Source organism: Halobellus sp. GM3, assembly GCF_052545375.1.
In genome coordinates this window covers 107972-129347 of sequence record NZ_JBQWLT010000005.1, presented here as the reverse complement: position 1 = coordinate 129347, position 21376 = coordinate 107972, and the positions used below count along the sequence as shown (strand labels likewise).

General features: G+C 63.6%; 20 protein-coding genes and 1 tRNA gene. 11 read left to right on the top strand and 10 right to left on the bottom strand.

The window, feature by feature from the left end; translation table 11 throughout:
- The first annotated feature begins 34 nt into the window (after positions 1 to 34).
- Positions 35 to 2167: an OB-fold nucleic acid binding domain-containing protein gene (locus ACT3HL_RS09660; protein ID WP_445086623.1), complete on the top strand. Its 2133-nt coding sequence runs from the start codon at positions 35 to 37 to the stop codon at positions 2165 to 2167.
- Positions 2168 to 2342: 175 nt separating this feature from the next.
- Entirely contained in the window at positions 2343 to 4016 is a 1674-nt protein-coding gene (locus ACT3HL_RS09655) for a tRNA uridine(34) 5-carboxymethylaminomethyl modification radical SAM/GNAT enzyme Elp3 (RefSeq protein WP_445086622.1), read from the top strand.
- A gap of 185 nt (positions 4017 to 4201) precedes the next feature.
- On the opposite strand, the gene ACT3HL_RS09650 is transcribed toward ACT3HL_RS09655, so the two are convergent.
- The 6 genes from ACT3HL_RS09650 to folP form a co-directional block, all read right to left on the bottom strand.
- The gene (locus tag ACT3HL_RS09650; protein WP_445086770.1) at positions 4202 to 4660 is read right to left on the bottom strand and encodes a GNAT family N-acetyltransferase; all 459 of its coding nucleotides are present in this window, start codon (positions 4658 to 4660) and stop codon (positions 4202 to 4204) included.
- A 346-nt stretch (positions 4661 to 5006) separates the two neighbouring features.
- Positions 5007 to 5201 (bottom strand): cold shock domain-containing protein, encoded by a 195-nt coding sequence (locus tag ACT3HL_RS09645; RefSeq protein WP_445086621.1) that lies wholly within the window; start codon positions 5199 to 5201, stop codon positions 5007 to 5009.
- A gap of 207 nt (positions 5202 to 5408) precedes the next feature.
- Positions 5409 to 6008 (bottom strand): superoxide dismutase, encoded by a 600-nt coding sequence (gene sod, locus ACT3HL_RS09640; RefSeq protein WP_445086620.1) that lies wholly within the window; start codon positions 6006 to 6008, stop codon positions 5409 to 5411.
- A 100-nt stretch (positions 6009 to 6108) separates the two neighbouring features.
- Positions 6109 to 7536 (bottom strand): FAD-binding domain-containing protein, encoded by a 1428-nt coding sequence (locus ACT3HL_RS09635; protein ID WP_445086619.1) that lies wholly within the window; start codon positions 7534 to 7536, stop codon positions 6109 to 6111.
- A gap of 112 nt (positions 7537 to 7648) precedes the next feature.
- A complete protein-coding gene (locus ACT3HL_RS09630; protein WP_445086618.1) occupies positions 7649 to 8350 on the bottom strand; it encodes a 6-hydroxymethylpterin diphosphokinase MptE-like protein in 702 nt (233 codons plus the stop codon).
- 203 nt (positions 8351 to 8553) lie between these two features.
- Positions 8554 to 9828 carry a dihydropteroate synthase gene (folP, locus tag ACT3HL_RS09625; protein WP_445086617.1) on the bottom strand — a complete coding sequence of 425 codons (1275 nt, stop codon included), beginning with the start codon at positions 9826 to 9828 and terminating at the stop codon, positions 8554 to 8556.
- A 103-nt stretch (positions 9829 to 9931) separates the two neighbouring features.
- On the opposite strand from folP, the gene ACT3HL_RS09620 reads away from it, so the two are divergent.
- Entirely contained in the window at positions 9932 to 10237 is a 306-nt protein-coding gene (locus ACT3HL_RS09620; protein ID WP_445086616.1) for a DUF5827 family protein, read from the top strand.
- Positions 10238 to 10304: 67 nt separating this feature from the next.
- On the opposite strand, the gene ACT3HL_RS09615 is transcribed toward ACT3HL_RS09620, so the two are convergent.
- Positions 10305 to 10913, bottom strand: coding sequence for an MBL fold metallo-hydrolase (locus tag ACT3HL_RS09615; protein WP_445086615.1), 609 nt, complete (start codon positions 10911 to 10913; stop codon positions 10305 to 10307).
- 167 nt (positions 10914 to 11080) lie between these two features.
- Here ACT3HL_RS09615 and thyA point away from each other — a divergent pair, with 167 nt between their 5' ends.
- From thyA to ACT3HL_RS09580, 7 genes are all read left to right on the top strand, one after another.
- Positions 11081 to 12079, top strand: coding sequence for a thymidylate synthase (gene thyA, locus ACT3HL_RS09610; protein WP_445086614.1), 999 nt, complete (start codon positions 11081 to 11083; stop codon positions 12077 to 12079).
- Positions 12076 to 12624 (top strand): dihydrofolate reductase, encoded by a 549-nt coding sequence (locus tag ACT3HL_RS09605; RefSeq protein ID WP_445086613.1) that lies wholly within the window; start codon positions 12076 to 12078, stop codon positions 12622 to 12624. Before thyA ends, ACT3HL_RS09605 begins: the two co-directional genes overlap by 4 nt.
- An 81-nt stretch (positions 12625 to 12705) precedes the next feature.
- Positions 12706 to 12891, top strand: coding sequence for an HVO_2922 family protein (locus tag ACT3HL_RS09600; protein ID WP_445086612.1), 186 nt, complete (start codon positions 12706 to 12708; stop codon positions 12889 to 12891).
- Between the two features lie 162 nt (positions 12892 to 13053).
- Complete coding sequence (psmA, locus tag ACT3HL_RS09595; protein ID WP_445086611.1) at positions 13054 to 13806, top strand: archaeal proteasome endopeptidase complex subunit alpha; 753 nt, start codon at positions 13054 to 13056, stop codon at positions 13804 to 13806.
- A gap of 109 nt (positions 13807 to 13915) precedes the next feature.
- Positions 13916 to 13990, top strand: a tRNA-Glu gene (locus tag ACT3HL_RS09590).
- A gap of 726 nt (positions 13991 to 14716) precedes the next feature.
- Entirely contained in the window at positions 14717 to 14950 is a 234-nt protein-coding gene (locus ACT3HL_RS09585; RefSeq protein WP_445086610.1) for a DUF2249 domain-containing protein, read from the top strand.
- Positions 14951 to 15297: 347 nt separating this feature from the next.
- Complete coding sequence (locus ACT3HL_RS09580) at positions 15298 to 16062, top strand: IclR family transcriptional regulator domain-containing protein (RefSeq protein ID WP_445086609.1); 765 nt, start codon at positions 15298 to 15300, stop codon at positions 16060 to 16062.
- 446 nt (positions 16063 to 16508) lie between these two features.
- On the opposite strand, the gene ACT3HL_RS09575 is transcribed toward ACT3HL_RS09580, so the two are convergent.
- The 3 genes from ACT3HL_RS09575 to ACT3HL_RS09565 all read right to left on the bottom strand — a co-directional run bounded on the left by ACT3HL_RS09575 (position 16509) and on the right by ACT3HL_RS09565 (position 19662).
- Positions 16509 to 18029: a tripartite tricarboxylate transporter permease gene (locus ACT3HL_RS09575; RefSeq protein WP_445086608.1), complete on the bottom strand. Its 1521-nt coding sequence runs from the start codon at positions 18027 to 18029 to the stop codon at positions 16509 to 16511.
- Position 18030: 1 nt separating this feature from the next.
- Positions 18031 to 18360: a hypothetical protein gene (locus ACT3HL_RS09570; protein ID WP_445086607.1), complete on the bottom strand. Its 330-nt coding sequence runs from the start codon at positions 18358 to 18360 to the stop codon at positions 18031 to 18033.
- 267 nt (positions 18361 to 18627) lie between these two features.
- The gene (locus ACT3HL_RS09565; protein ID WP_445086606.1) at positions 18628 to 19662 is read right to left on the bottom strand and encodes a tripartite tricarboxylate transporter substrate-binding protein; all 1035 of its coding nucleotides are present in this window, start codon (positions 19660 to 19662) and stop codon (positions 18628 to 18630) included.
- 315 nt (positions 19663 to 19977) lie between these two features.
- Here ACT3HL_RS09565 and ACT3HL_RS09560 point away from each other — a divergent pair, with 315 nt between their 5' ends.
- The gene (locus ACT3HL_RS09560) at positions 19978 to 20832 is read left to right on the top strand and encodes an MBL fold metallo-hydrolase (RefSeq protein ID WP_445086605.1); all 855 of its coding nucleotides are present in this window, start codon (positions 19978 to 19980) and stop codon (positions 20830 to 20832) included.
- Positions 20833 to 21376 lie beyond the last annotated feature (544 nt).

Genomic DNA, 21376 nt, shown 5'->3' with positions numbered 1-21376 from the left:
AATCGTTTTAGGCGCGACATATTCTACTCACGCAATGGATTGGATTACGCACGACGAAGACGTCTGGTTCGATTTCCGGGGAAATTCCCCGAAACAGCTCACGCCGGGGCGGTACTACAAGGGTACCGTCGATGGATTCGCGGATTTCGGCGTTTTCGTCGACCTCGCGCCCGGGGTGACCGGGCTCCTGCACCGCAGCGAACTCGACCGCCGTCTTGAGAGCCTCGATTGGGAGTCGGGCGACACCGTCTTCGTTCAGGTGAAGAACGTCAGAGACAACGGGAACATCGACCTCGGCTGGTCGATCCGGCAGGCGGAATCCGAGTTTCGCGGCGCGCGGGTGCACGACCCCGACGGCGACGCCGACGGCGAACCGATCGAGTCCGAGGACCGCGACGGTGGACCCACGCCCGTCAAGAAGACGCCGAAGGGCGCCCCGACGAAGTCCCGCAAGGCGAACGGCAGGGAGTCGAACGGAACGACTGGGGCGGACACGACGGCCAACGAAACCGCCGCTGACGCGGATGTCTCCGCGGACGCGTCCGACGACCGAACGGACGACACCACCGGCGGGGAGGAGGCTGACCAACGCGCCGTCCAGGCCGCCGACGAGGCCGCGGTGGACGCCGCCGCCGAGGTCGCAGCCGACGCTGAGAGCGACGAACCGCCGGAGCGCGTCACCGTCGACTCGCTCGGCGACCGCGTCGACGAGCGGGTTCGACTCGAGGGCGAGATCATCGGCGCGCGACAGACTGGCGGCCCGACGATCTTCGAGGTGCGCGACGAGACGGCGGTCGTCGACGCCGCGGCGTTCGTCGAAGCCGGCGTCCGCGCCTACCCCGAGGTGGAGGAGGGAGACACCGTCCGACTCGACGGTGACGTCGAGATGCGGCGCGGCGAACTGCAGGTCGAAACGGAGGAGCTGACCGTCCTCGAGGGCGAGGACGCGGAGGCAGTCGAAACGCGCCTCGCCGACGCGCTCTCGGAGAAGGCCCGACCGGACGCGGTAGAGCCGCTCGCCGCACACGACGCCGTCGAGGCCGTGACCGAACAGCTCGGCGACGCCGCGGAGGCGATCCGTACGGCCGTGCTGCAGTCGCGACCGATCGTGATCCGGCACGCCGCCACCGCCGACGGCTACGTGGCCGGCGCGGCGATCGAACGGGCGGTGCTGCCGCTCATCCGCGAGGAGCACGCCCGCGCGGACGCCGAGTACCACTTCCTCAACCGCCGCCCGCTCGACGACCCCGTCTACGGGATGGACGCCGCGACGAACGACGTGACGCGGATGCTGCAGGACAACGAGCGCCACGGCGAGAAGCTCCCGCTCGTGATCCTCGTCGGCGTCGGCGGCACCACCGACTCGCTGGACGGGCTCGGCCTCCTCGGCGTCTACGGCGCCTCGCGTGTCGTCGTCGACGCCGCGCCGGTCGATCCGGAGATCGTTGACGAGGCGAGCGTCCTCGTTTCGCCGAGTCTCACCGACGTCGACGCCGGCGGTCTCTCGACCGGCGCGCTCGGGGCGAACCTCGGGGCGGTCGTTAACGCCGACGTGAGCGACGACCTCTCCCATCTCCCGGCTGTGAGCTACTGGCAGGACACGCCAGCGGCGTACGCCGACCTCGCCGAAGAGGCGGGCTACGACGCCGACCGGACGCGGGAACTCCGTGAGGCAATCGCGCTGGAGGCGTACTACCAGTCGTATCAGGATAAGCGGGAGCTCGTCACCGACCTTCTGTTCGACGACACCGACGGCGGCCTCGCCGGCCACGTCTCCGAGCAGTTCCGCATCAAACTCGACGATGAGGTCGAGACCGCACAGGCGAACGTCGAGCACCGCGACGTCGACGGCGCCTCCGTCGCCGTCCTCGACGCGGACTCCTACAGCCACCGGTTCGACTTCCCCCCGACATCGCTGCTCGCGGACGCGCTTCACCGCCGGGCCGACGACGAGCGACCGGCGACCATCGTCTACGCGATGGACGAGCTGTTCGTTCGCACGAGCGACGACGTGGACGTCCGCGCGGTGGCGTCGACGGCTCGCGACGCCGTCCCGCAGGGCGGCATCACCGCCGTGGGGATCCGTCAGAACCGCGTCGAGTTCCTCTCGGGCGCTCGCGACAACGTGGTCGACGCCGTCGCCGAGGCGGTCGTCGAACAACTCTAAGGTGCGCGCGGTCGCCCCCCGCGCTCGCTGAGCGGCCACCTGCGTCCCTTTCTCATAATTCCCTACGCTCGGGAGCGACACGCTTAACCCCGAAACGGGACGAGACACGCGTAATGAGTCGCCGCTCGCGACGGCTGTCGACGCGTGCTTCGGAACGACCGGAGGCGATCCCCACGTGAGCTCTGACACCGGTCCGGATCCCGACCCGACGGAGACCGAGGCGTTCCGCCGGACCTGCGAGGATCTCGTCGAGCGGATTCTCGAGGACGAGGTCGGTCGTGACGACCTTGAGTCGGCGAAGCTCGATGCGTGTTCGACGCACTCCTCGCCGAAGGTGCCGAAGAACGCGGCTATCCTCTCCTATGCGCCCGAGGACCGTCGCGAGGAGGTGAAAGAGGTCGTCCGCCGAAAGCCCGTCAGGACCGCCTCGGGCGTCTCACCGGTCGCGATCATGACCTCGCCGCAGATGTGCCCACACGGGAAGTGCCTCTACTGCCCGGGCGGACCGGCCTCGGAGTTCGATTCCTCGCAGTCGTACACCGGCCACGAGCCGGCGGCCGCCCGCGGCGAGCAGAACGACTACGACCCGTACGGTCAGGTGACGCTCCGACTCGAACAGCTGAGGCACATCGGCCACCCGGTGGACAAGGTCGAACTCATCCTGATGGGCGGGACGATGACCGCCCGGAGCCACGACTACCAGGAGTGGTTCGTCAAGCGCGCGCTGGAGGCGCTGAACGACTACGACCTCGACGCCGATCCCGAGCCCGCCGAGGATCAGTCGTTCAAACCCGACCCCGGAGACGTCGAGTTCCGCTACGTCGAGGACGTCATCACCGAGAACGAGACGGCCGACATCCGGAACATCGGCACGACGTTCGAGACGAAGCCCGACTGGTGCGACCCCGAGCAGATCGACCGGATGCTCGATCTCGGCGCGACGAAAGTCGAGGTCGGCGTTCAGACGACCTACGAGCGGATCAACCGGGAGATGCACCGCGGCCACGGCGTCCAGGCGTCGATCGACGCGAACCGCCGGCTCCGGGACTCGGGGTTCAAGGTCGGCTTCCACATGATGCCGGGCCAGCCGGGGATGACAAAGGAGATGATCCTCGAGGACTTCCGGCAGCTGTTCGAGCGCGAGGCGTACCGCCCGGACTACCTCAAGATCTACCCGACGCTCGTCGTCCGCGGGACGCGCGTCTACGACCAGTGGCGGCGCGGCGAGTTCGACCCGCTCGGCAACGACGAGGCCGCAGACATCGTCGCCGAAGTGATGGGGATGATCCCCGAGTACACGCGTCTCCAGCGCGTTCAGCGGGACATTCCCGCAGACTTCATCGACGCGGGCGTTTGGAAGTCGAACCTCAGACAGCTCGCCGAAGAGCGCGCTGAGGAGAAGGGGATAGAGCTGCGGGACATCCGCGCCCGCGAGGCAGGGATGAACGAGGCCGACCCGGACCCGGAACGGGTCGAGCTGAACGTGAAGACCTACGACGTCGCCGGCGGGACCGAACGGTTCCTCGCGTTCGAGGACCCGGTCGAGGACCTGCTCGTGGGGTTCTGTCGGCTCCGCTTCCCGAACGACCCGGTCCGGCGGGAACTCGAAGGCGCCGCGATCGTCCGCGAGCTCCACGTCTACGGCAGCGAAGCCGGAATCGGCAGCGGCGAGGGCGAGTGGCAGCACCGCGGCTACGGGCGGCGGCTCGTTCGCCGCGCGGAGGGACTCGCTGCCGACGCGGGCTATGAGAAGCTCGCGATCATCTCGGGCATCGGCGTCCGGCAGTACTACCGCCAGAAGCTCGGCTACCACCAGGACGGCCCGTACGTCTCGAAGCGGCTGCGATAGAGGGCGAACAGTCGGCACGACAGTTTGCGAATGCCTCCCGCGTCGACGTGCCGAACAACCGCGGCTCGACGCGGGGCCGCTCTCAGGTCACACGGGCTCTGGCCGCGGCTTCGTATATAAACACTCGTTAGCGGTCGCACTCGTTGGCGACGACTCTCTCGGGCAGACCCAGCGCGGGCGTCACTTCAGAACTCGTCGCCGCCGAGTGCCCTCTCCATCTTGACGTGCGGAATCCCCGCTTCCTCGAACTCCTCGCCGAACGCATCGTACCCGAGCCGTTCGTAGAACCCCCGCACCGGCGTCTGGGCGTGGAGGTGCAGCGAGTCGAAGCCCGCCTCGCGGGCATACGATTCGACAGCGTCCATCACGCGGCGCCCCCACGCCTCGCCGCGACGGTCGGCGGCGACGGCGACGCGTTCGACCTTGGCAGTCCCCGTGGTCTCCGAGTCGGTCCCGACGCCCCGGAGTCGCGCCGCGCCGACGACATCGCCGCCGTCGTAGGCGACGAAATGCGTCGCTTTCGCGTCCGGTTCGTCGTGTTCGTCCCACTCGATATCCTCGTTGACGCCCTGCTCGCCCACGAACACGGCCCGTCGGAGCGCGAACGCGTCGCGACGCTCCGCGTCCGTCGAAACGACCAACACGCCGGTTCGGCGGTCGCCGTCCTGTCGGCTCCGATCGTCGTCGCCCTCGTCAGCGCCGCGATCGACAGTCACCGGTGGAGAAACGCCTGCAGTGAAACTGAGCGTTTCGGACTGCTCGCGAGAACGGTCCCCGTCCGGCGGACCTGCTCCCGATAACCGCGTCGGAACCGAGCCCCGCGGCTCATACCGGCTGTTCCCGCTGTGTTCCGGTGAGCGCCGTCACTGGGGCGGGCGCTCAACGGTACGAGACGAGAACAATCAGTATCAGTGGTGTGGAAATCCCCGAGCGAACTCGGGAAAAGTACGTGCCGTCTACTGTCGCCGCGAACGACGACCGAAGTCGGTATTAGTTACGAACGAGGTTCGTCGCGCGCGGTCCCTTGGGGGACTGCTCGATCTCGAAGTCGACGTCCTGGCCCTCTTCGAGGTCCGGGCCGCCAACATCCTCCATGTGGAAGAAAACGTCGTCGTCAGCGTCGTCCGTCGAAATGAAACCGTAACCGCCTGTGTCGTTGAAGAAATCAACCTTACCGTTTGCCATTGCAAACAAACGTAGACCCCATTCCCGGATAAGACTTGCGAGGGTCGCGGTACCACGACCATCGAGTGGACAGTTGTCACGATTTCCGCGGACCAAGTGCGCGCCCCACGACAACGGGGGAGCGGATCGTGATATTCACTGGCACGCCGTGAGCAGTGGCTCACCGGACGCCGCCCTCGAAAAAATATCGGGGTGTGTCGAGTTCGCTTACTCGAAGAGTTCGACAGCCTGCTCGTAGCGGGCGCTGGGCTCCCCCCAGTCGACGACCTCGAAGAAGTTCTCGACGAAGTCGCCGCGGGCCGGGCCGTAGTCGTGATAGTAGGAGTGCTCCCAGACGTCCAGTGCGAGGATCGGATGACTGCCCCAGAGCGCGCCCTGGTCGTGCTTGTCGACGACCACGTTGCGAAGCTGGTTCGAGAACGAGTCGTAGACGAGAAGCGCCCAGCCGCCGGCGCCGGACGCCGCGGCCTCGAACTCGCCTTTCCAGGCCTCGTAGGACCCGAAGTCCGCCTCGATGCGGTCTGCGAGCGCGCCGCTCGGCTCGTCGCCGCCCTCGGGCGACATATTCTGCCAGAACAGGTCGTGGAGAATGTGTCCACAGCCGTTGTGGGTCACGTTGCGGATCGCGCCCGCGGACGACGAGAAGTCGCCGGCTTCACGGTTCTCTTCGAGCGTTTCCTCGGCCGCGTTCCAGCCGTTCACATAGCCCTGATGGTGCGTGTCGTGGTGCCACGTCAGGACCTGTTCGGAAATGTGCGGTTCGAGCGCGTCGTAGTCGTACGGAAGGGGATCGAGTTCGTAGCTCATAATTGGACCTCCACTGCGTACCACGTTCGGATTCCTGTTAAACGTTAAGGGGGGTGTGGTAACATGGCTCTCTCGGGGAGTGGCGACCGTTTCGAATTACTCAGCTCTCGCCGCGCGCTGACTCGAACATCGCCAGCGCGGCCTCGCGACGCTCCGCGTGATTGACGATCGGAGCCGGGTACTCCGGAGCGATCCGCTCTCGTTCCTCGGCGGACAGTTCGTGCCACGCGTGAATCTGCTCGGGGTCGGCACCGCGGAGCTCCGGAACGTAGGTCCCGATATACTCCGCATCGGGGTCGTACCGCTCGCCCTGCGTCATCGGATTGAAGATCCGGAAGTACGGTTGCGCGTCCGTCCCCGTCGAGGCCGCCCACTGCCAGCCGCCGCTGTCGTTTGCGGTGTCGTGGTCGGCGAGGTGCTCTCGGAAGTGGGCGTATCCCTCGCGCCAGTCGATCAGGAGGTCCTTCGTGAGAAACGACGCGACGATCATACGGACGCGGTTGTGCATATACGCCTCCGCCTTTAGCTGGCGCATCCCGGCGTCGACGATCGGGTATCCGGTCTCTCCGGCCTTCCACGCCCGCAACGCCTCGGGGTCGTCTCGCCACTCGATGGCGTGTTCGTACTCGCGGAAGTTCGCGGTGACGACGTCCGGATTGAAGTAGAGCACGTGCGCGTAGAACTCCCGCCAAGCGAGCTGTGACTGGAACTCCGCGACGGACTCGATCTCGCTGTCGCCCGTCGCACGCGCGGCGGCGTCCGCGGTCGCCTCGTACACCTCGCGGATCCCGACCGTCCCGAACTTCAGATCCGCGGAGAGGCGCGAGACACCCTCGCGCGCCGGATAGTCCCGATCGTCGGCGTACCGGTAGATCCCGTCCTCGCAGAAGGCCCCGAGCCGCTCTCGGGCCGCCTCGGTCCCGGCCCGCTGGACGTCGGCCGCCGGCTCCTCGAATCCGAGGGCGCGAATCGTCGGGAGGTCCTCGCCCGCAACGTCCGCGAGCGCGTCGGCGTCGGGCGGATCGATCGCCCCCGGCTTCTCCCGGTCGCGCCACTTCTTCCAGAAGTAGGAGAACACCGAGTACGGCTCGCCGTCGTTGGTGGTGATCGATCCGGGCTCGTGGAAGATGGCGTCGTGAAACGATTCGGCAGCGACGTCGCGCTCGTCGAGCGCCCGTCGCACGCGCTCGTCGCGTTCGCGGGCGAGCTTCGAGTAGTCTTCGTTCCAGACGACGCGCTCGGCGTCGTACGAATCGGCCAGCTCCGGGAGCGCCGTTTCGGGATCCCCGCGGGCGGCGACGAGGTCAGACCCGCGCTCGCGGTACCACGCCCGAAGCGCGGCCAGCGCGTCGAGCAGGTACCGGACGCGGGGGCCGCTCGCGTGTTCGAGGACCGCCTCGTCGAACACGAAGACCGGGACCACGCCGTCCGCTGACGGATCGGGCGCCTCCGCGACCGCGTCGGCCGCGGCCGCGAGCGCCCGGTTGTCGGCGGCGCGGAGGTCCCGACGGTGCCAGTGGATCTGCATACCGGTGACAGACGCGCCCCCGCCCTCAACGTGTCGGCCGTTCCCGGTCGGCCGCGACTACCCCGCCGAGCGGATACCGATCGGTTTGCACGCCAGAACGCGACCGCGAGAACTACGGGAGCGGAATCGGATCGATCCCGTCTCGCCGGCCGTCGAGCACGGGGAACCGCTCTCCGCGCCGCCGTTCGAGCAGGTGGAGTAGCCGCTCGGCCCACGCGAGCTTCTTCGCCTTCGCCGGCGAGACGCGCGGGTCATCGAAGTCCCAGCCGACGAACCGCAGCTCCGCGGCGCCGACGGCGTCCGCCAGAAACGCCGCCCGGTCGCCGTCGGTGAAGCCGCCGAAGTTGTAGACCGCGTCGACCGGCGCCGCCTGCGTCGTCGCGAGGACGTTCGACGGCTCGAACTTCGGGGCCCACGCTTCGATCAGCGAAACGTTGTCGCCGTGGGCGTGCGCCGCCACAGGCGTCCCCTGGTGTGTGAACTCGCGCGCCGTCTCCGGGTTCTTATCGAAGTCCGTCACCAGCAGGTCGACTTCGCGGCCGGCCGCCCTGAGGACGTCAGCCGCCGTCGAGGCCGCGAAGACCCGGTCGGCGTCGGCGATCCTGTCGGCGTCGGCGACCCGGTCGATCTCGTCGCGAAGCGAGGGCGCGGCCCCGACGACCGCGACGACCGCGCCGGTGCAGTCGAGTCTGTCCACGTCGAACGGCGTCGCGTGCGCGGCGAGGACGTCTCGCGCGCGCTCGTCGCCCGATCGGGGGTAGCCGAAGTCTCGAAGGATCGACTCGTAGATCGGCTCCCAGTCGTCGAAGTCCATGGCTATCGCTCCCCGTGCGTTCGGTACGAGCCGGAATGGCACCGAGTACCCCTACCCACGTGCCCTTCCGGCTTCCGTTGGTCGGGTTTTGATCGATTTGGTATAAGCTTTCCCGTGTTACATCGCCGCTGATACGGGTGAGCCGTTCGTACAGGGCGGTCTGTGGAGCGTCGCCGATGTCGTCGCGAATCCCGCATCGGAACTCACCGAAGCGCCGCCGCGATCCGTCCGAGCGACTCCTCGAGCGCGGCGGATCCGCCGAGGTCTCCGCTCTCGATTCCCCCCAGCACACCCACCGTTCCGAAGAGGAGGGCCGTTCGGTCGGCTGTCGCCCCGGCCGATCCGCCGGGGACCACCGTCGCCCCGCGCCGGGCGGCGGCCGTTGAGAGCGCGCCGACATCGGCGTCGGACAGCCCCGACAGCTCGAACACTCGCACCGTCGCGTCCTCCGAGAGCGTCCGCGCGCTCACGTTCCGCTCACCGGAACCCGCCCGCTCCCTCGCCGGGTCGTCGCCGCCGCCGACCCGGAGCCGTTCGAGGTGCCGTTCGGTCTCTTTCGGCGTCGTCACGTCCAGTTCCTCGACGGCGATGTCGTCGGCCCCGCGCGCTCGAAGCCGCTTGCGAGCGAACTCGTGGCCGATCAGCGCCGCGTCGCGGGTCTCGGAGACGTCGTGGGTTCGGATCACGTGCGCGCCGCGTTCGACCGCCATCGACGTCGCCGCCAGCGAGACCGCGAGCGCCTCATCGGTGGATCTGCCCGCGACCTCCCGGAGGAAGTTCTTGCGGTTGATAGAGACGAGCATCGGGTGGCCGAGCCCTCGGAACTCCCGGAGTCGGCGGAACGTCTCGCGGTCGTCTTCGAGCGTCTTCGACTCGGACCAGCCGCCGAAGGCGGGGTCGACGATGGTCTTGTCGGTGAGGCCGTTCAGCGCGAGCGCGTCGTATACGTCGTCTACGTAACTACGGCTACGCTCCCGTTCGCCGGCGCTGCGCGCCGCCCAGTCGACTGACTCCACCGCGCCGGGACGCGTCAGGTCCGGCGGCGAGGCCATCTTCGCGACCGCGACGTCGTGGTCCTCGCAGACCCGCGGCATCTCCGGATCGGCGAAGCCGCAGATATCGTTGACCATCTCGAACCCTCGCGAGAGCGCCTCGTCGGCGACCTCGTGATAGCGCGTCTCGATCGAGAAGACGGCGTCGCCGGAGACGCTTTCTACCGCCTCGACCGCGGTGTCGAGCCGTTCGAGTTCCTCCTCGGCGGAGAGCACCTCGAAGCGCTTGTTCGCGGATTCGAGGCCGACGTCGACGATGTCGGCGCCCTGTTCGATGAGCGCTCGGTCGACGTACGCGGCGGCCTCGCCGGGGTCGTCGAAGACGCTCGGATCGTAGGGCGACTCCGCTGAGACGTTCAGCACCCCCATAATCCGCGGCGGGTGTTCGTCGCCGATCTTCAGTCCGGCGGCGTCGACAGTTCGCATACTCGCCCCTGGGACGGGTGACACAAATATCGTCGCGTTTGCACGCCCTCGCGCACGCGACCGCTCTGCGGGGGTTTTTGCCGACCGACGACAACGGGGCTGTATGCCCAGACCAAAAGACGACTTCGACACCCTGTATCCCTACCGGCTGTACGACCCCGACGACGTGCTCGACCCCGAGTTGATGTACACGGTCCCCGAGATCGCGCGCCTGCTGCAGGGGCTCGACCCCGACGCGGACCTCGACGCCGACACCGAAGAGCGGGTCCTCGCGTGGACGATCCCGTGGCTGATGGAACACGCCGACGACTTAGTGATCAACGACCCCGTCGGCGACGAGCCGGGCTACTTCGGCATCGCGAGCGAAGATCGACCGGCGGCGGAGATCCCCGAGGACGCAGACAGCTAGCCCGGTGGCACGATTTCTGTCGGCCCGTGGTTCGGCTTCGCTGCTTCTCCGCGCCCCGGCGTCCCGCTCAACCCATTCGCGCCGCCCGCGCGGCGATCTCCACGTCGTCGGCGGGGCGTTCGGTGACGCTCGGCCCGTGACCGACGTGTAAGACCGAGAGGTCCTCGCCGACGGTATCGCGGAGGTAATCGATGCTCTCGATAATCGTCGCCCGGTCGCCGCCGGGAAGATCGGTTCGCCCGAACCCGCCGTTCGCGAAGACGAGGTCGCCCGCGAAACAGACGCCCGTCGAACGGGAGAAAAGGCAGAGGTGGTCCGGCTTGTGGCCGGGCGTGTGGAGCGCCTCGTAGGTGTCGTCGCCGATCTGGACCGTCTCGCCGTCGGCGACGGCGTGGTCGACGTACTCGCTGTCGGTGTCGTGGCCCCACGTCTCGACGCCGAACGCGTCGCGGATCGCCGGGAGGTTCTCGACGTGGTCCGGGTGCGTGTGCGTGAGATAGACGCGATCGAGACCGGTGGCGGCTTCCGCGTCGCCGAGGTGGGATTCGAGGGCGGACTCGACGCGGGCGACGACATCGAAGTTCGCGCCGGTGTCGACGAGCGCCGTCGTCTCGCCGGTGACGAGAAAGACGTTCGAGGTGAACGCTTGGACGCCGGATGCGAGGTTCTGAATCACGCTCGCGGATACGCGGTCCGGTGACTTGCGTCTTTCCGCTCGCGACGGTCGGGCGCGCGCCGTCGGAACCGGGCGCTCCCCACGAGTGGCCGTGGGGCAGCACCGGCGAACGCCGTGGCGATACAATCAAGGCCAACGGCGCTACAACGTAGTGCAATCGGATCACTATGCGACAGTACCTCGATCTCGTCACTGACGTCCTCGAAGACGGGGGACACAAGCCGAACCGAACGGGCGTAGACACGATCTCGGCGTTCAGCCGCCACTACGAGATCGACCTCTCCGAGGGGTACCCGCTGCTCACGACGAAGGACCTCTCGGGGCCGCGGTGGAACTCGCTGATCCACGAGTTCGTCTGGTACCTCTCCGGCGAGGAGCACATCCGAAACCTCCGCGAGGAGACCGGCATCTGGGACGCGTGGGCCGACGACGAGGGAGCCCTCGACACCGCCTACGGGCGGTTCTGGCGGCGGTACCCGGTGCCCGAGGAGGGACTGCCCGGAGAGTCGTGGCCGGACGCCGATCACCGCTGGATGAACGACGAGGGGACGTTCGATCAGATCCAGTACGTCCTCGATCAACTCCGTGAGGCTCCGAACTCCCGGCGGATCGTCGTCAACGCGTGGCACCCCGCGAACGCGGCCGTCTCGACGCTTCCGCCGTGTCACTACACGTTCGTCCTCAACGTTCAGGGGGACCGATTGAACGTTCACCTGACGCAGCGCTCCGGCGACGTCGCCCTCGGCATCCCCTTCAACATCGCGGCGTACTCGCTTCTGGCGATCGCGATCGCCGGGCGGACCGGCCTCGAGCCGGGGACCTTCGCCCACAGCGTCGTCGACGCGCACGTGTACTGCGGCGCCGGCGAGCGCGGCGCGTGGTATGCGGACAATCTGGACGCGCTGCAGTCGCGGCTCGCGGCGGTCGAAGAGCCGGCGACCTATCGCGACGTCCGCGAGTGGCTTCTCGATGCGGCACCCCCGGAATCCGACGGCGAGGAGCGCTATGACCACGTCCCCGGGCTGCTCGAACAGTGCGCGCGCGAACCGCGCGAGCGGCCGTCGATCGACGTGGCTGACGTCCCGCTCGACGAACTCGCGTTCGAGGACGTCGAGCTATCGGGGTACGACCCCGCCCCGGGGATCCGCTTTGCGGTGGCCGAATGACGGCCGATGACGGGGACGCTCTCGACGCGGTCGACGAACTTGATCTCAACCTCGTCCTGATCGCGGCCGTCTCCGAGAACGGCGTCATCGGCCGGGACGGCGGGATGCCGTGGCACTTCCCGGCGGACTTGCGGCACTTCAAGCGGACGACCGTCGGGCATCCGGTGATCGTCGGCCGGAAGACCTACCAGACCGTCATCGAGGGACTCGGGGAGCCGTTTCCGGGGCGGACGACCGTCGTGCTCTCCTCGCAGTCGCTCGATCTGCCGGCCGGCGCCGTGCTCGCGAACTCCGTCGAGGAGGCGATCGAGGTGGCAGCCGCAGACGCGAACGATCGGGGGGTCGAAACGGCGTACGTCGCCGGCGGCGGCCGCGTCTACGAGCAGTTCCTCCCGTTTGCGACCCGGATGGTTCTCACTGAGATCCACGAATCCTACGAGGGCGACACGCGGTTTCCGGAGTGGGACGAGAGCGAGTGGACCGAGACCGGACGCGAGCGCCACTCGGCGTTCGATTTCGTCACCTACGAGCGTTCTTCCGACTGATCTTCCGATTGACGTCCCAGCGATTCGATGATCTATCAACGGGAGAAATCTTTTCTAGCAGGCAGCTAACTGTCCGCCCGTATGAGCGCGACATTCGAACTGTTCGAGGATACCGCCGGGAAGTACCGCTTGCGACTCGTCCACACCAACGGAAACATCATCGCCGACGGCGGCGAGGGCTACGCGACGAAGCAGAAGGCAAAACAGGGGATCCAAAGCGTCAAGGATAACGCGCCCGACGCCGGCGTCGTCGAGGTCGACGACTGATACGGACTGGTGGAGCTTTTCGCGGGTGACCGCAACCCCAGCTGCGGGACCACCGGGAAGAGACGACGACCGTCCGTCTGATCGGCGGCCCCCCGCTACCGGTTCCGGTAAGAACGTGCGCCGGTGGTGATTTTATCCGTTTCCGGGACCGAGTGGGGACAGATGAACCGAAACGACCAGCAGGCGTACGATCGGGGAACGTCGCTTTTCTCTCCGGACGGCCGCATCTATCAGGTCGAGTACGCCCGCGAGGCGGTCAAGCGCGGTGCGCCGAGTCTCGGGATTCGGACGGCGGAAGGCGTCGTCATCGCCGCCAAGCGGCGGACGAGCTCCTCGCTGATGGAGGGCGAAAGCATCGAGAAGCTGCACAAACTCGACGATTACCTCGGCGCGGCGTCAGCCGGCCACGTGGCCGACGCCCGCCAACTGATCGACGACGCGCGGCAGGCGGCGCAACGAAACCGACTGCGGTACGGCGAGCCGCTCGGCGTCGAGGCGTTGACGAAGTCCCTCTCGGACGATATCCAAGAGACGACTCAGTACGGCGGTACGCGCCCGTTCGGGGCCGCCCTGCTCATCGGCGGCGTCGACGATGCCGAAACGAATCCGCGGCCGCGGCTCTTTCAGACTGACCCTTCGGGAGCGCCGCAGGAGTGGCGCGCGGTCGCCATCGGCTCTGGACGGGACGACATCCAGGCGTTCTTGGAGGACAGCTGGTCGAGCGAGTTGTCGCTCGACGATGGCGTGTCGATCGCCGTCCGCGCGCTGCTCGAAGCCGACGAAGAACTCGACGCGGACAGCGTGACCCTCGCGACGATCACGACCGAGGGATACCGACTCGTGTCGACCGCGGAGATCGACGACGTCATCGCCGAATACGGATCGGATCCCGACGATTCCGGAGCCGAAAAGTAGGTCTTTCTTTCTCGTTCCCTCCCCGGGTCCGCGCACGAGACACCACCGCACAGCGCGGCTAAAACGGAACCGTTTTACACATCCCAAGGATATCGGAAAACGCAAGATCGCTCCGTTGGTGTAGTCCGGCCAATCATCTTGCCCTCTCACGGCAAGGACCAGGGTTCGAATCCCTGACGGAGCACTCCTATCCTCCCGCCGTCTTGCAGTTTTCGTGCGGTCGTGATTAGTAATGGATGAAGGGTGAGGATCGTGTTAAGTTAAGTATGATTCCGCCCGACGACGTGAGCTTACAGCCACGTTTCCGCGGTCGGTAGATCAACGTGGCTAAAACAGTTCGATAACGAATGTGTTCAGTGTTATAATTCTCAAAAGATATGTTTGATACTGTTGTGGAAGCCGTGAGCTACGACACGATTGCAAAGATTTTCTCGGCGGAGCGCTCTGTTGAGATCGTCAGCATCATCGACGAGAAACACCATCTTGGATGTCGTGTTTCTCGATTAACTCACTGAGAAACTCTCGAGCGATTGGAATCGAATACGTCGGAAACGCCATAAATAGAGGCTGCTGTTCGTTTATTGTTCGACGACAGCGTACAGCCAGCACCGCTCGTCGTTGATTCGGATGCCTTCTGATCGACCGCCGCGCGATCCGAGCTTGCACCGTCAGCTGGCTGTCGATCGGCTTTCGGTACCCTGTTGCACACAGCACTACGACTCCGTTCGGCCCCCCAAAACCTCGAGAGAAGTAACTGTATTTGAGAATGATAAGAAAGCAAGGTGGTGTCGAATACTATTTTCAATATCTCGCAGGGCGCCCGTTCTCTCCACAGACTTCGAGGTCCGATGTCGACACCGAATATATTCGTCCGAAACCGTATCTCACTCTGGGACTGAGAAGCGTCCGTATGGCAGCGACCACACTCGATATTCGCGACATTCCACCCGCCGAACGACATCCGAAAATCCACCAAGCGTTCGAGGCGCTCGAAAGTGGTGAAGCGCTCGAACTCGTCAACGACCACGAACCGAAGCCGCTATTCTACGAGATGCAGGCCGAAGTCGACGAGTTCGACGCCGAGGAATACGAGGTCGAAAAGCGCGGCCCGACCGAGTTCGTCGCCCGTCTCCCGAAAAAGTAGCGTTGAGCGCGCCGGCCGCGAGTCGAGGGGGAACAGCACCCACTAGTATCGTTAATCGACTATCGTACGTCACACCTATTTGTATATGGGTATATTTGACTATAGTTAAGAACTATTTATTTTCATATATTACCATAAGGCCCCAATCTCGATTGAAAAAGCGTTTATTATCTATATCTGTAGCCCTTTATTAGAATAAATACATTTCAAATTAGATGGTAAGATATATCTAATAATTCGAGGTATTACATTGGTTAGATTGCTCATGGAGCAGTGGTACAACCAACCGTAATCTTTGTTTTCGAAAGCCTCGAAACTATTTTATCATCAGCGCTGAGATTCCAACTATGAACTCCACCGCCCCTCGAAGACCGGTCAAGACGGTCGATACAGCCGCGGACATCATCCGAACGTTACTCGGCACGAACGGGATGACGATGTCCGCAATCGCGGACGAGGTCGGCTTGGCACACAGTACAACGCATCGGCACTTAGCGACGCTCGTCGAGAACGAATTCGTCGTGCGTGACGGCGACGAGTACCGTCTCAGCTTCTGGTTTCTTGACGTCGGAACCCAGACGCGTCGCCTCCACCCGCTGTACAAGGCGGGGCGTGAGTACATCGATCGATTAGCGGACGAAACGGACGCACGCGTCTGGCTCAGCACCATCGAAAACGGATACAGCGTTACGCTGTACTGGGCGAGTAATCAGAACCCGCTCTATCAACACTCCCGCATCGGGACGAGACATCACCTGCATAGCTCCGCTGTCGGCAAAGCGATGCTGGCGGAACTCCCCGTTTCGGCGGTCGATGCGATCGTCGAAACACGGGGGCTCCCCGCCCAAACCGAGCATTCGATTACGGAACGGGATGCGCTCTCGGCCGAACTCGAAACAGTGCGCGAGCAGGGGTACGCGCTCAGCTCCGAGGAGACAGTCGAGGGCATGGACGCTGTGGCGGTCTCCGTGAGCGATACCGTCGCAGACATTCTCGGCGCTATCTGCGTCGGCTGCCCCACGAGTCGAATGGACGCCTCCCTGCGCGAGGAATTCGTGCGAGAGATACAAAACGTGGCTGACGAGATGGCGATTCGCACGCGGTTCTCATAGGCCTCATCACGGGCCGGCATTCGTTCTCACGATCTCCGACTCTCTTTCGAGCTTCTCGAACCACTGTTTGGTAGCTGTTTTCGTGAATTCAGGGGGACAGTGCGGGAAGAGAAGTCGATCTGCGCTCTCTGGGTGGTTCCGGATTCGACCACGCCCGCCGTCGTATCCGGAAAACCACGGTGAAAAATAACGAATGTACGTATGTTACTTCCATCTGATTTTCGAGTTTCTCGAAATGCTGTGTTTGGGGATCCACTCGGTCCGAGTACAAATTACGGGGGTCACTTGCGGAGACGACAGTCCGCTATCGTACGATCGGAAGCCAGTGACTCGATCGAGAGTTAGGCTCGATAGAATTTGCTTATAATGTTCGTTCTCATCCCTCACCGGTGGGCGCTTACTATCCCGTTGGCGGTGCACCCGGTAAATAGTGAGAACAAACAGTATCAGTGACTGATGCGGCGGCGGATCGCTTTCGCTTCTTCGATCAACTGATAGAGCAAGAGCAGACCGGCTAGGCTCACGATCAATCCCGGAATCGGCGCGGTGACGACGGCCAACCGGTCGCCGCCGGCGGCTTGGACCGCAGAGATGTAGTAGTTCTCGAGAATCGGTCCCAAGATGAACCCGAAAATGATCGTGACAGGCGAATACCCGAGCTTTCGAAGGACGAACCCTAATACGCCGAAGACGATCACAGCTACGGCGTCGAGCGTGTTGAAATTGAACGCGAACCCCCCCAGAATCGAGAGCACCAGCACCATCGGCGCGACGATCTCGACGGGGAGTGTCACTACTTTCTGGAGCAGCGAGGACAGCGAATAGCCGACCAGCAGCATAACGAGGTTCGCGATGAACAGCGAGAGGACGATCGCATAGGCCAGTTCAGGCGTTTCAGCGAAGAGCAGCGGTCCGACGCGGACGTTCTTCATCTGCATAACGCCCAACAGGATAGCCGCCGCGACACCGCCGGGGATGCCGAGTACGAGCGTCGGGATCAGGGTCGCCGCTGTCGCGGCGTTATTCGAGGTTTCAGCGGAGATGAGCCCTTCGATGGCACCCGTCCCGAACTGATCTCCATTTTTGCTAACCGTCCGCCCGATGTAGTAGGAGACGAAGTTCGAGATGATCGACCCGGCACCGGGAACGATTCCGATGATAATGCCGATCGCAGCAGAGCGCACCACGTCCAAGGGACGCCGAAGCGTCTCGACGATACCCCCGTTCAACTCGCCCAGCCGCGTTTTGAACGTGCTGATCTCGGGGGATCCTTCGGCTTCGATGCTCCCGCCTTGGTAGATCAACATCAGTACCTCGCTGATGGCGAACAGCCCTACGATCAGCGGAACGATCGGAATCCCGCCCTCGAGGTAACTGTTATCGAACGTGAACCGGGCTGTTCCCCTGACAGGGCTGTATCCGATAACCGCCAGCAGTAGACCGATGACCGCGCCGATCAGTCCCTTCAGCATCGATCCACGCGAGATGAGGACGAGGATGACGACGCCGAACAAGCCGATCGCGAAGATGATGGCCGGGCCGATACGCAGCGCGAGCTGGGCGAATGGCGGGGCGATCAAGAGGAGCGCGAGCGCGCTCAACAGTCCGCCAATCACGGAGGACGCGAGTATGACACCGAGCGCGAGCACCCCATCGCCCTGTTTCGTGAGCGGATACCCGTCGAACGTCGTGACCGTCGAGGACGGGTCACCGGGCGTGTTTATCAACACCGCGGTGACTGACCCCCCGTAGACTCCTGCGGGATACACTGCGGTGAGCATTACCACAGCGGGCAGTGGGTCCATCGCGATCGTCAGCGGGAAGAGCAACACGATGGCGATCACCGGACCGAGGCCCGGAATCGCCCCGAAAATGAAACCGAACAGGACGCCGAAGAGAATGAAGACCAATACGCTCGGCTGGAGTATCTGTGCCAACGCCTCGAGGAGATACGCAGTCGTCGCCATATCAGAACAGGTCCAAGGGCATCTCGATGATGACGACGAACACGAGATACACGAATCCAACTAACAGCGCGGTACTTGTGGCAATGGCTCTCCTGTCGCGCACCCCGAGGGCGTACACTGCGGCTGGATAGATCACGACGACGGCGGCGAGGACGTTCAGCGTGGCTATCGCGAAGAACCCGACAGTAACGACACCGGTAATCGCCAGTCTCTTTGCCCGCTCACCGACAGAGAACCGGCTCTCGGCTCCTTTTAGGTGTTCAGTGACTTTGTCGTCGACGTCACCGAACAGATCGGGTCGATAAAACGTCGTCACGACTTCTTTGATCACGAGCGCCGCCGCGATCGGGATGCCGATCCGAATAACGGTCAGCGGGAATATCCGCGGCGTTTCGGGAAAGCCACCCGCGATTCCGCGTAGATACAGCAGTGACAACAGTGCCACGATCGCCGAAAGCACTGACCCATACGTCGTGATCTCTCCCTCGATACGGCTCAGGTGTTTTTCTAGGCTGCTCAGCCGTTGATACAATCCAATACGGTGTTTCATTGTTTGCTGGAAGTTCGTGCGGTCAAAATCGAATCCGAACGCGGGTGGTTACGAGTACTGTTCGAAGAAGTCGACTAACTCCGGAATATACGACTCGATTTCCGGGAGGATGTCCTGTAACTGCTGTTCGACCTCGTCGCCGACGGTCGGATCGGGATACGCGCCGAGGTCGACCATATCGCTTCGCCACTCCTCTCCGTCCAGCACCGTTTGGAGGCCGCCTTCGAGCGTGTCTTGCACGTCGGACGGGAGCTCCGGTGGGCCCATAAGTCCCTTGACGACGTCCAAGCGGACCGGATCGTCGATCAGGTCCGGGTGCTCCGTGATGAACATCGACGTCTGGATGTCGATATCGAGGTTCTCCTCGTAGAATGAGATCAAGTCCTCTCTCGGTTCCGAGAGGATACCGATCGGCTTTGTCCGCTGCTCGGCGAAGTTCGAGGCGGTCGTCCCGAACGTGTTCACCGCGGCGTCGACTCGGCCGGCCTGCGCCTCGAGAGCGAGCTGTTCTCCCCCGCCGACGATGACCGGGTCGAGGTCGATACCGAACTCATCGCGAATCTGGAGGAACGGGATTGCCGCCGGCGCTGCCGGACTCGCGACCGCAATCGTGAGCGACCCCTCCTCCTGGCCCAGTTCGACGAGGTCAGCCAGCGATTCCACGTCGGAATCGTACCCGGTCATCAGCGTGAACGGGATCTGCGAGTACCGGGCCAAGAACGTGAATCCGAACGGGTCATAATCGAACGGGGGGAGCACCTGCGGGTGCGTGTACAGCAACGGGTAAAAGAACGATGCGAGGGAGTACCCGTCGGGATCGACATCACCGGCGAACTCCTGATACAGGACCGCTCCTCCGGCCTCGGGTTGGTTAGTCGCCGCCAGCGAACCGCCGAGTGCCTCCTGCAGGTGTTCGATCAGGATTCTCGTCTCCAAGTCGGTCCCACCGCCTTCGGTAAACGGAATACTCACTTCGATGCTTCCCGAGGGGTATTCGTCGCTCCCCGACGTGAGGCTCGAACACCCGGCGACGCTCGCCAGTCCAGCCGTTGTCGACGCGGCGAGGAATCCGCGGCGTGGCATACTATATCCTGACATAGGATATGAGATGGTTAATATACAACGTTATAAATTTTACTCATAATACAGACGCCGACGGATGTACTAACAGATAATACCAGTACGCGAACGCGTCACTGTCGGGCCGAGCTCCGTCTGGCGAGACAGACATACGGTTGCTGTCGTGAACGAAACGAATGCTGTGAATCCGCACAACTGCGCGCGGCAGATGCTGGTGGTAATTAAGGGAAAGAGTATAATTAAATATCTGGTTTGCAAGAGTCGATACCGTATGCAAGGTCCGAACAGTAACTGGGCTCGCTGTCTCGGTGAGGACGTATGAACGTGACACTGTTGGGGACGGGCACGCCGCTCCCCCATCCGGAACGCGCCGGAACGGGGCTGCTCGTCGAGATGGGCGACGCGGCGCTCCTCTTCGATTGCGGGCCCAAATCGATCGACCGAATCCTCGATATGGACGTCTCGCTCGCGGATATCGAACACCTGTTTTTCACACACCACCACATCGACCACAACAGCTCCTTTTTCAATTTCCTCATTATGGGGTGGATGCTGGGCCGCGACCGGCTGACCGTTGCCGGTCCCGACGGGACGGAATCGCTGCTCGAGGCGTTCTTCGAGGTCTACGACGAGGACATCCGCTACAAGGAACGCGTGACAGACCAGTCGGTCGAGAACATCGAGAACACGGCGTTCGAACTCGTTTCGGAGGGGTTCTCATACGAAACAGCCGACTGGACCGTGGAGGCTATGGAGGTCGATCACTCGATCGAAACGTACGCCTACCGCGTGACTGACCGCGAGACCGACAACACCGTCGTGTTCGCCCCCGATTCCGGGTACTACCCCCCACTCGCGGAGTTCACTGCCGGCGCGGACGTGTTGATCCACGATTCGATGGTCGCCTCGCCGTTGGATCCGATTCCGGACTCAGAGGTACTGGCGGAGTACAGCGATCGATATCCACTCGGAGAGTCCGATTGGGAGGTGTTTCGACAGACGCACAGCACCCCCCGCGAGGCGGGCAAAATCGCGGCGCAAGCCGGCGTGGACACCCTCGTTCTCACCCACATTATGCAGTTGCGAGACACCGATCGAATGAAAGCCGAGGCGGAAGCGGAGTTCGACGGCAACGTCATCGTCGGGTCGGACGGAATGACACTCCCCCACTGACACCGGTTTCGGTCCCCACGCTGGGGCGTTGCAACCGATCCGATATCGATACAGCCTGACGCGTCACTATTTCGCTCGATAATACGTGGAAGACAGAGGAGAGTTTTATAAACAGCGGAGTAGTGATCTGTGTATAGAATAGATTATTAATCTCCGATACTATAAATTCAATAATAATAACTAATATATTACTTAACAGGATAAATCGGAAAATGCGTCAAAAATATCGGGTGATGGGGCCCTAACTCAGAATAATTCCATTATTGATTGATATTAAATTAAAAATTCATAAATTATAAGCTATTATCTAATTAGGCATACTTCGGCTGAACTCCACCTCGACGGCCGCGAAGTGCCGCAAGACCGATTCCGGCACGGTTGTGTAATCCGCTCGCAGAGCGGGGGACCCGTTAACACCTTCCGCTGCGTCCCACGAGTATGGATTCCCCAGCGTCGACGTCGCGCTCCACAGTACCGCCCGAGATGCGAACGCTCCCACCGAGCGCTAAGCAATTGTAGCGTTTGCAACTGATTGCACATCCGA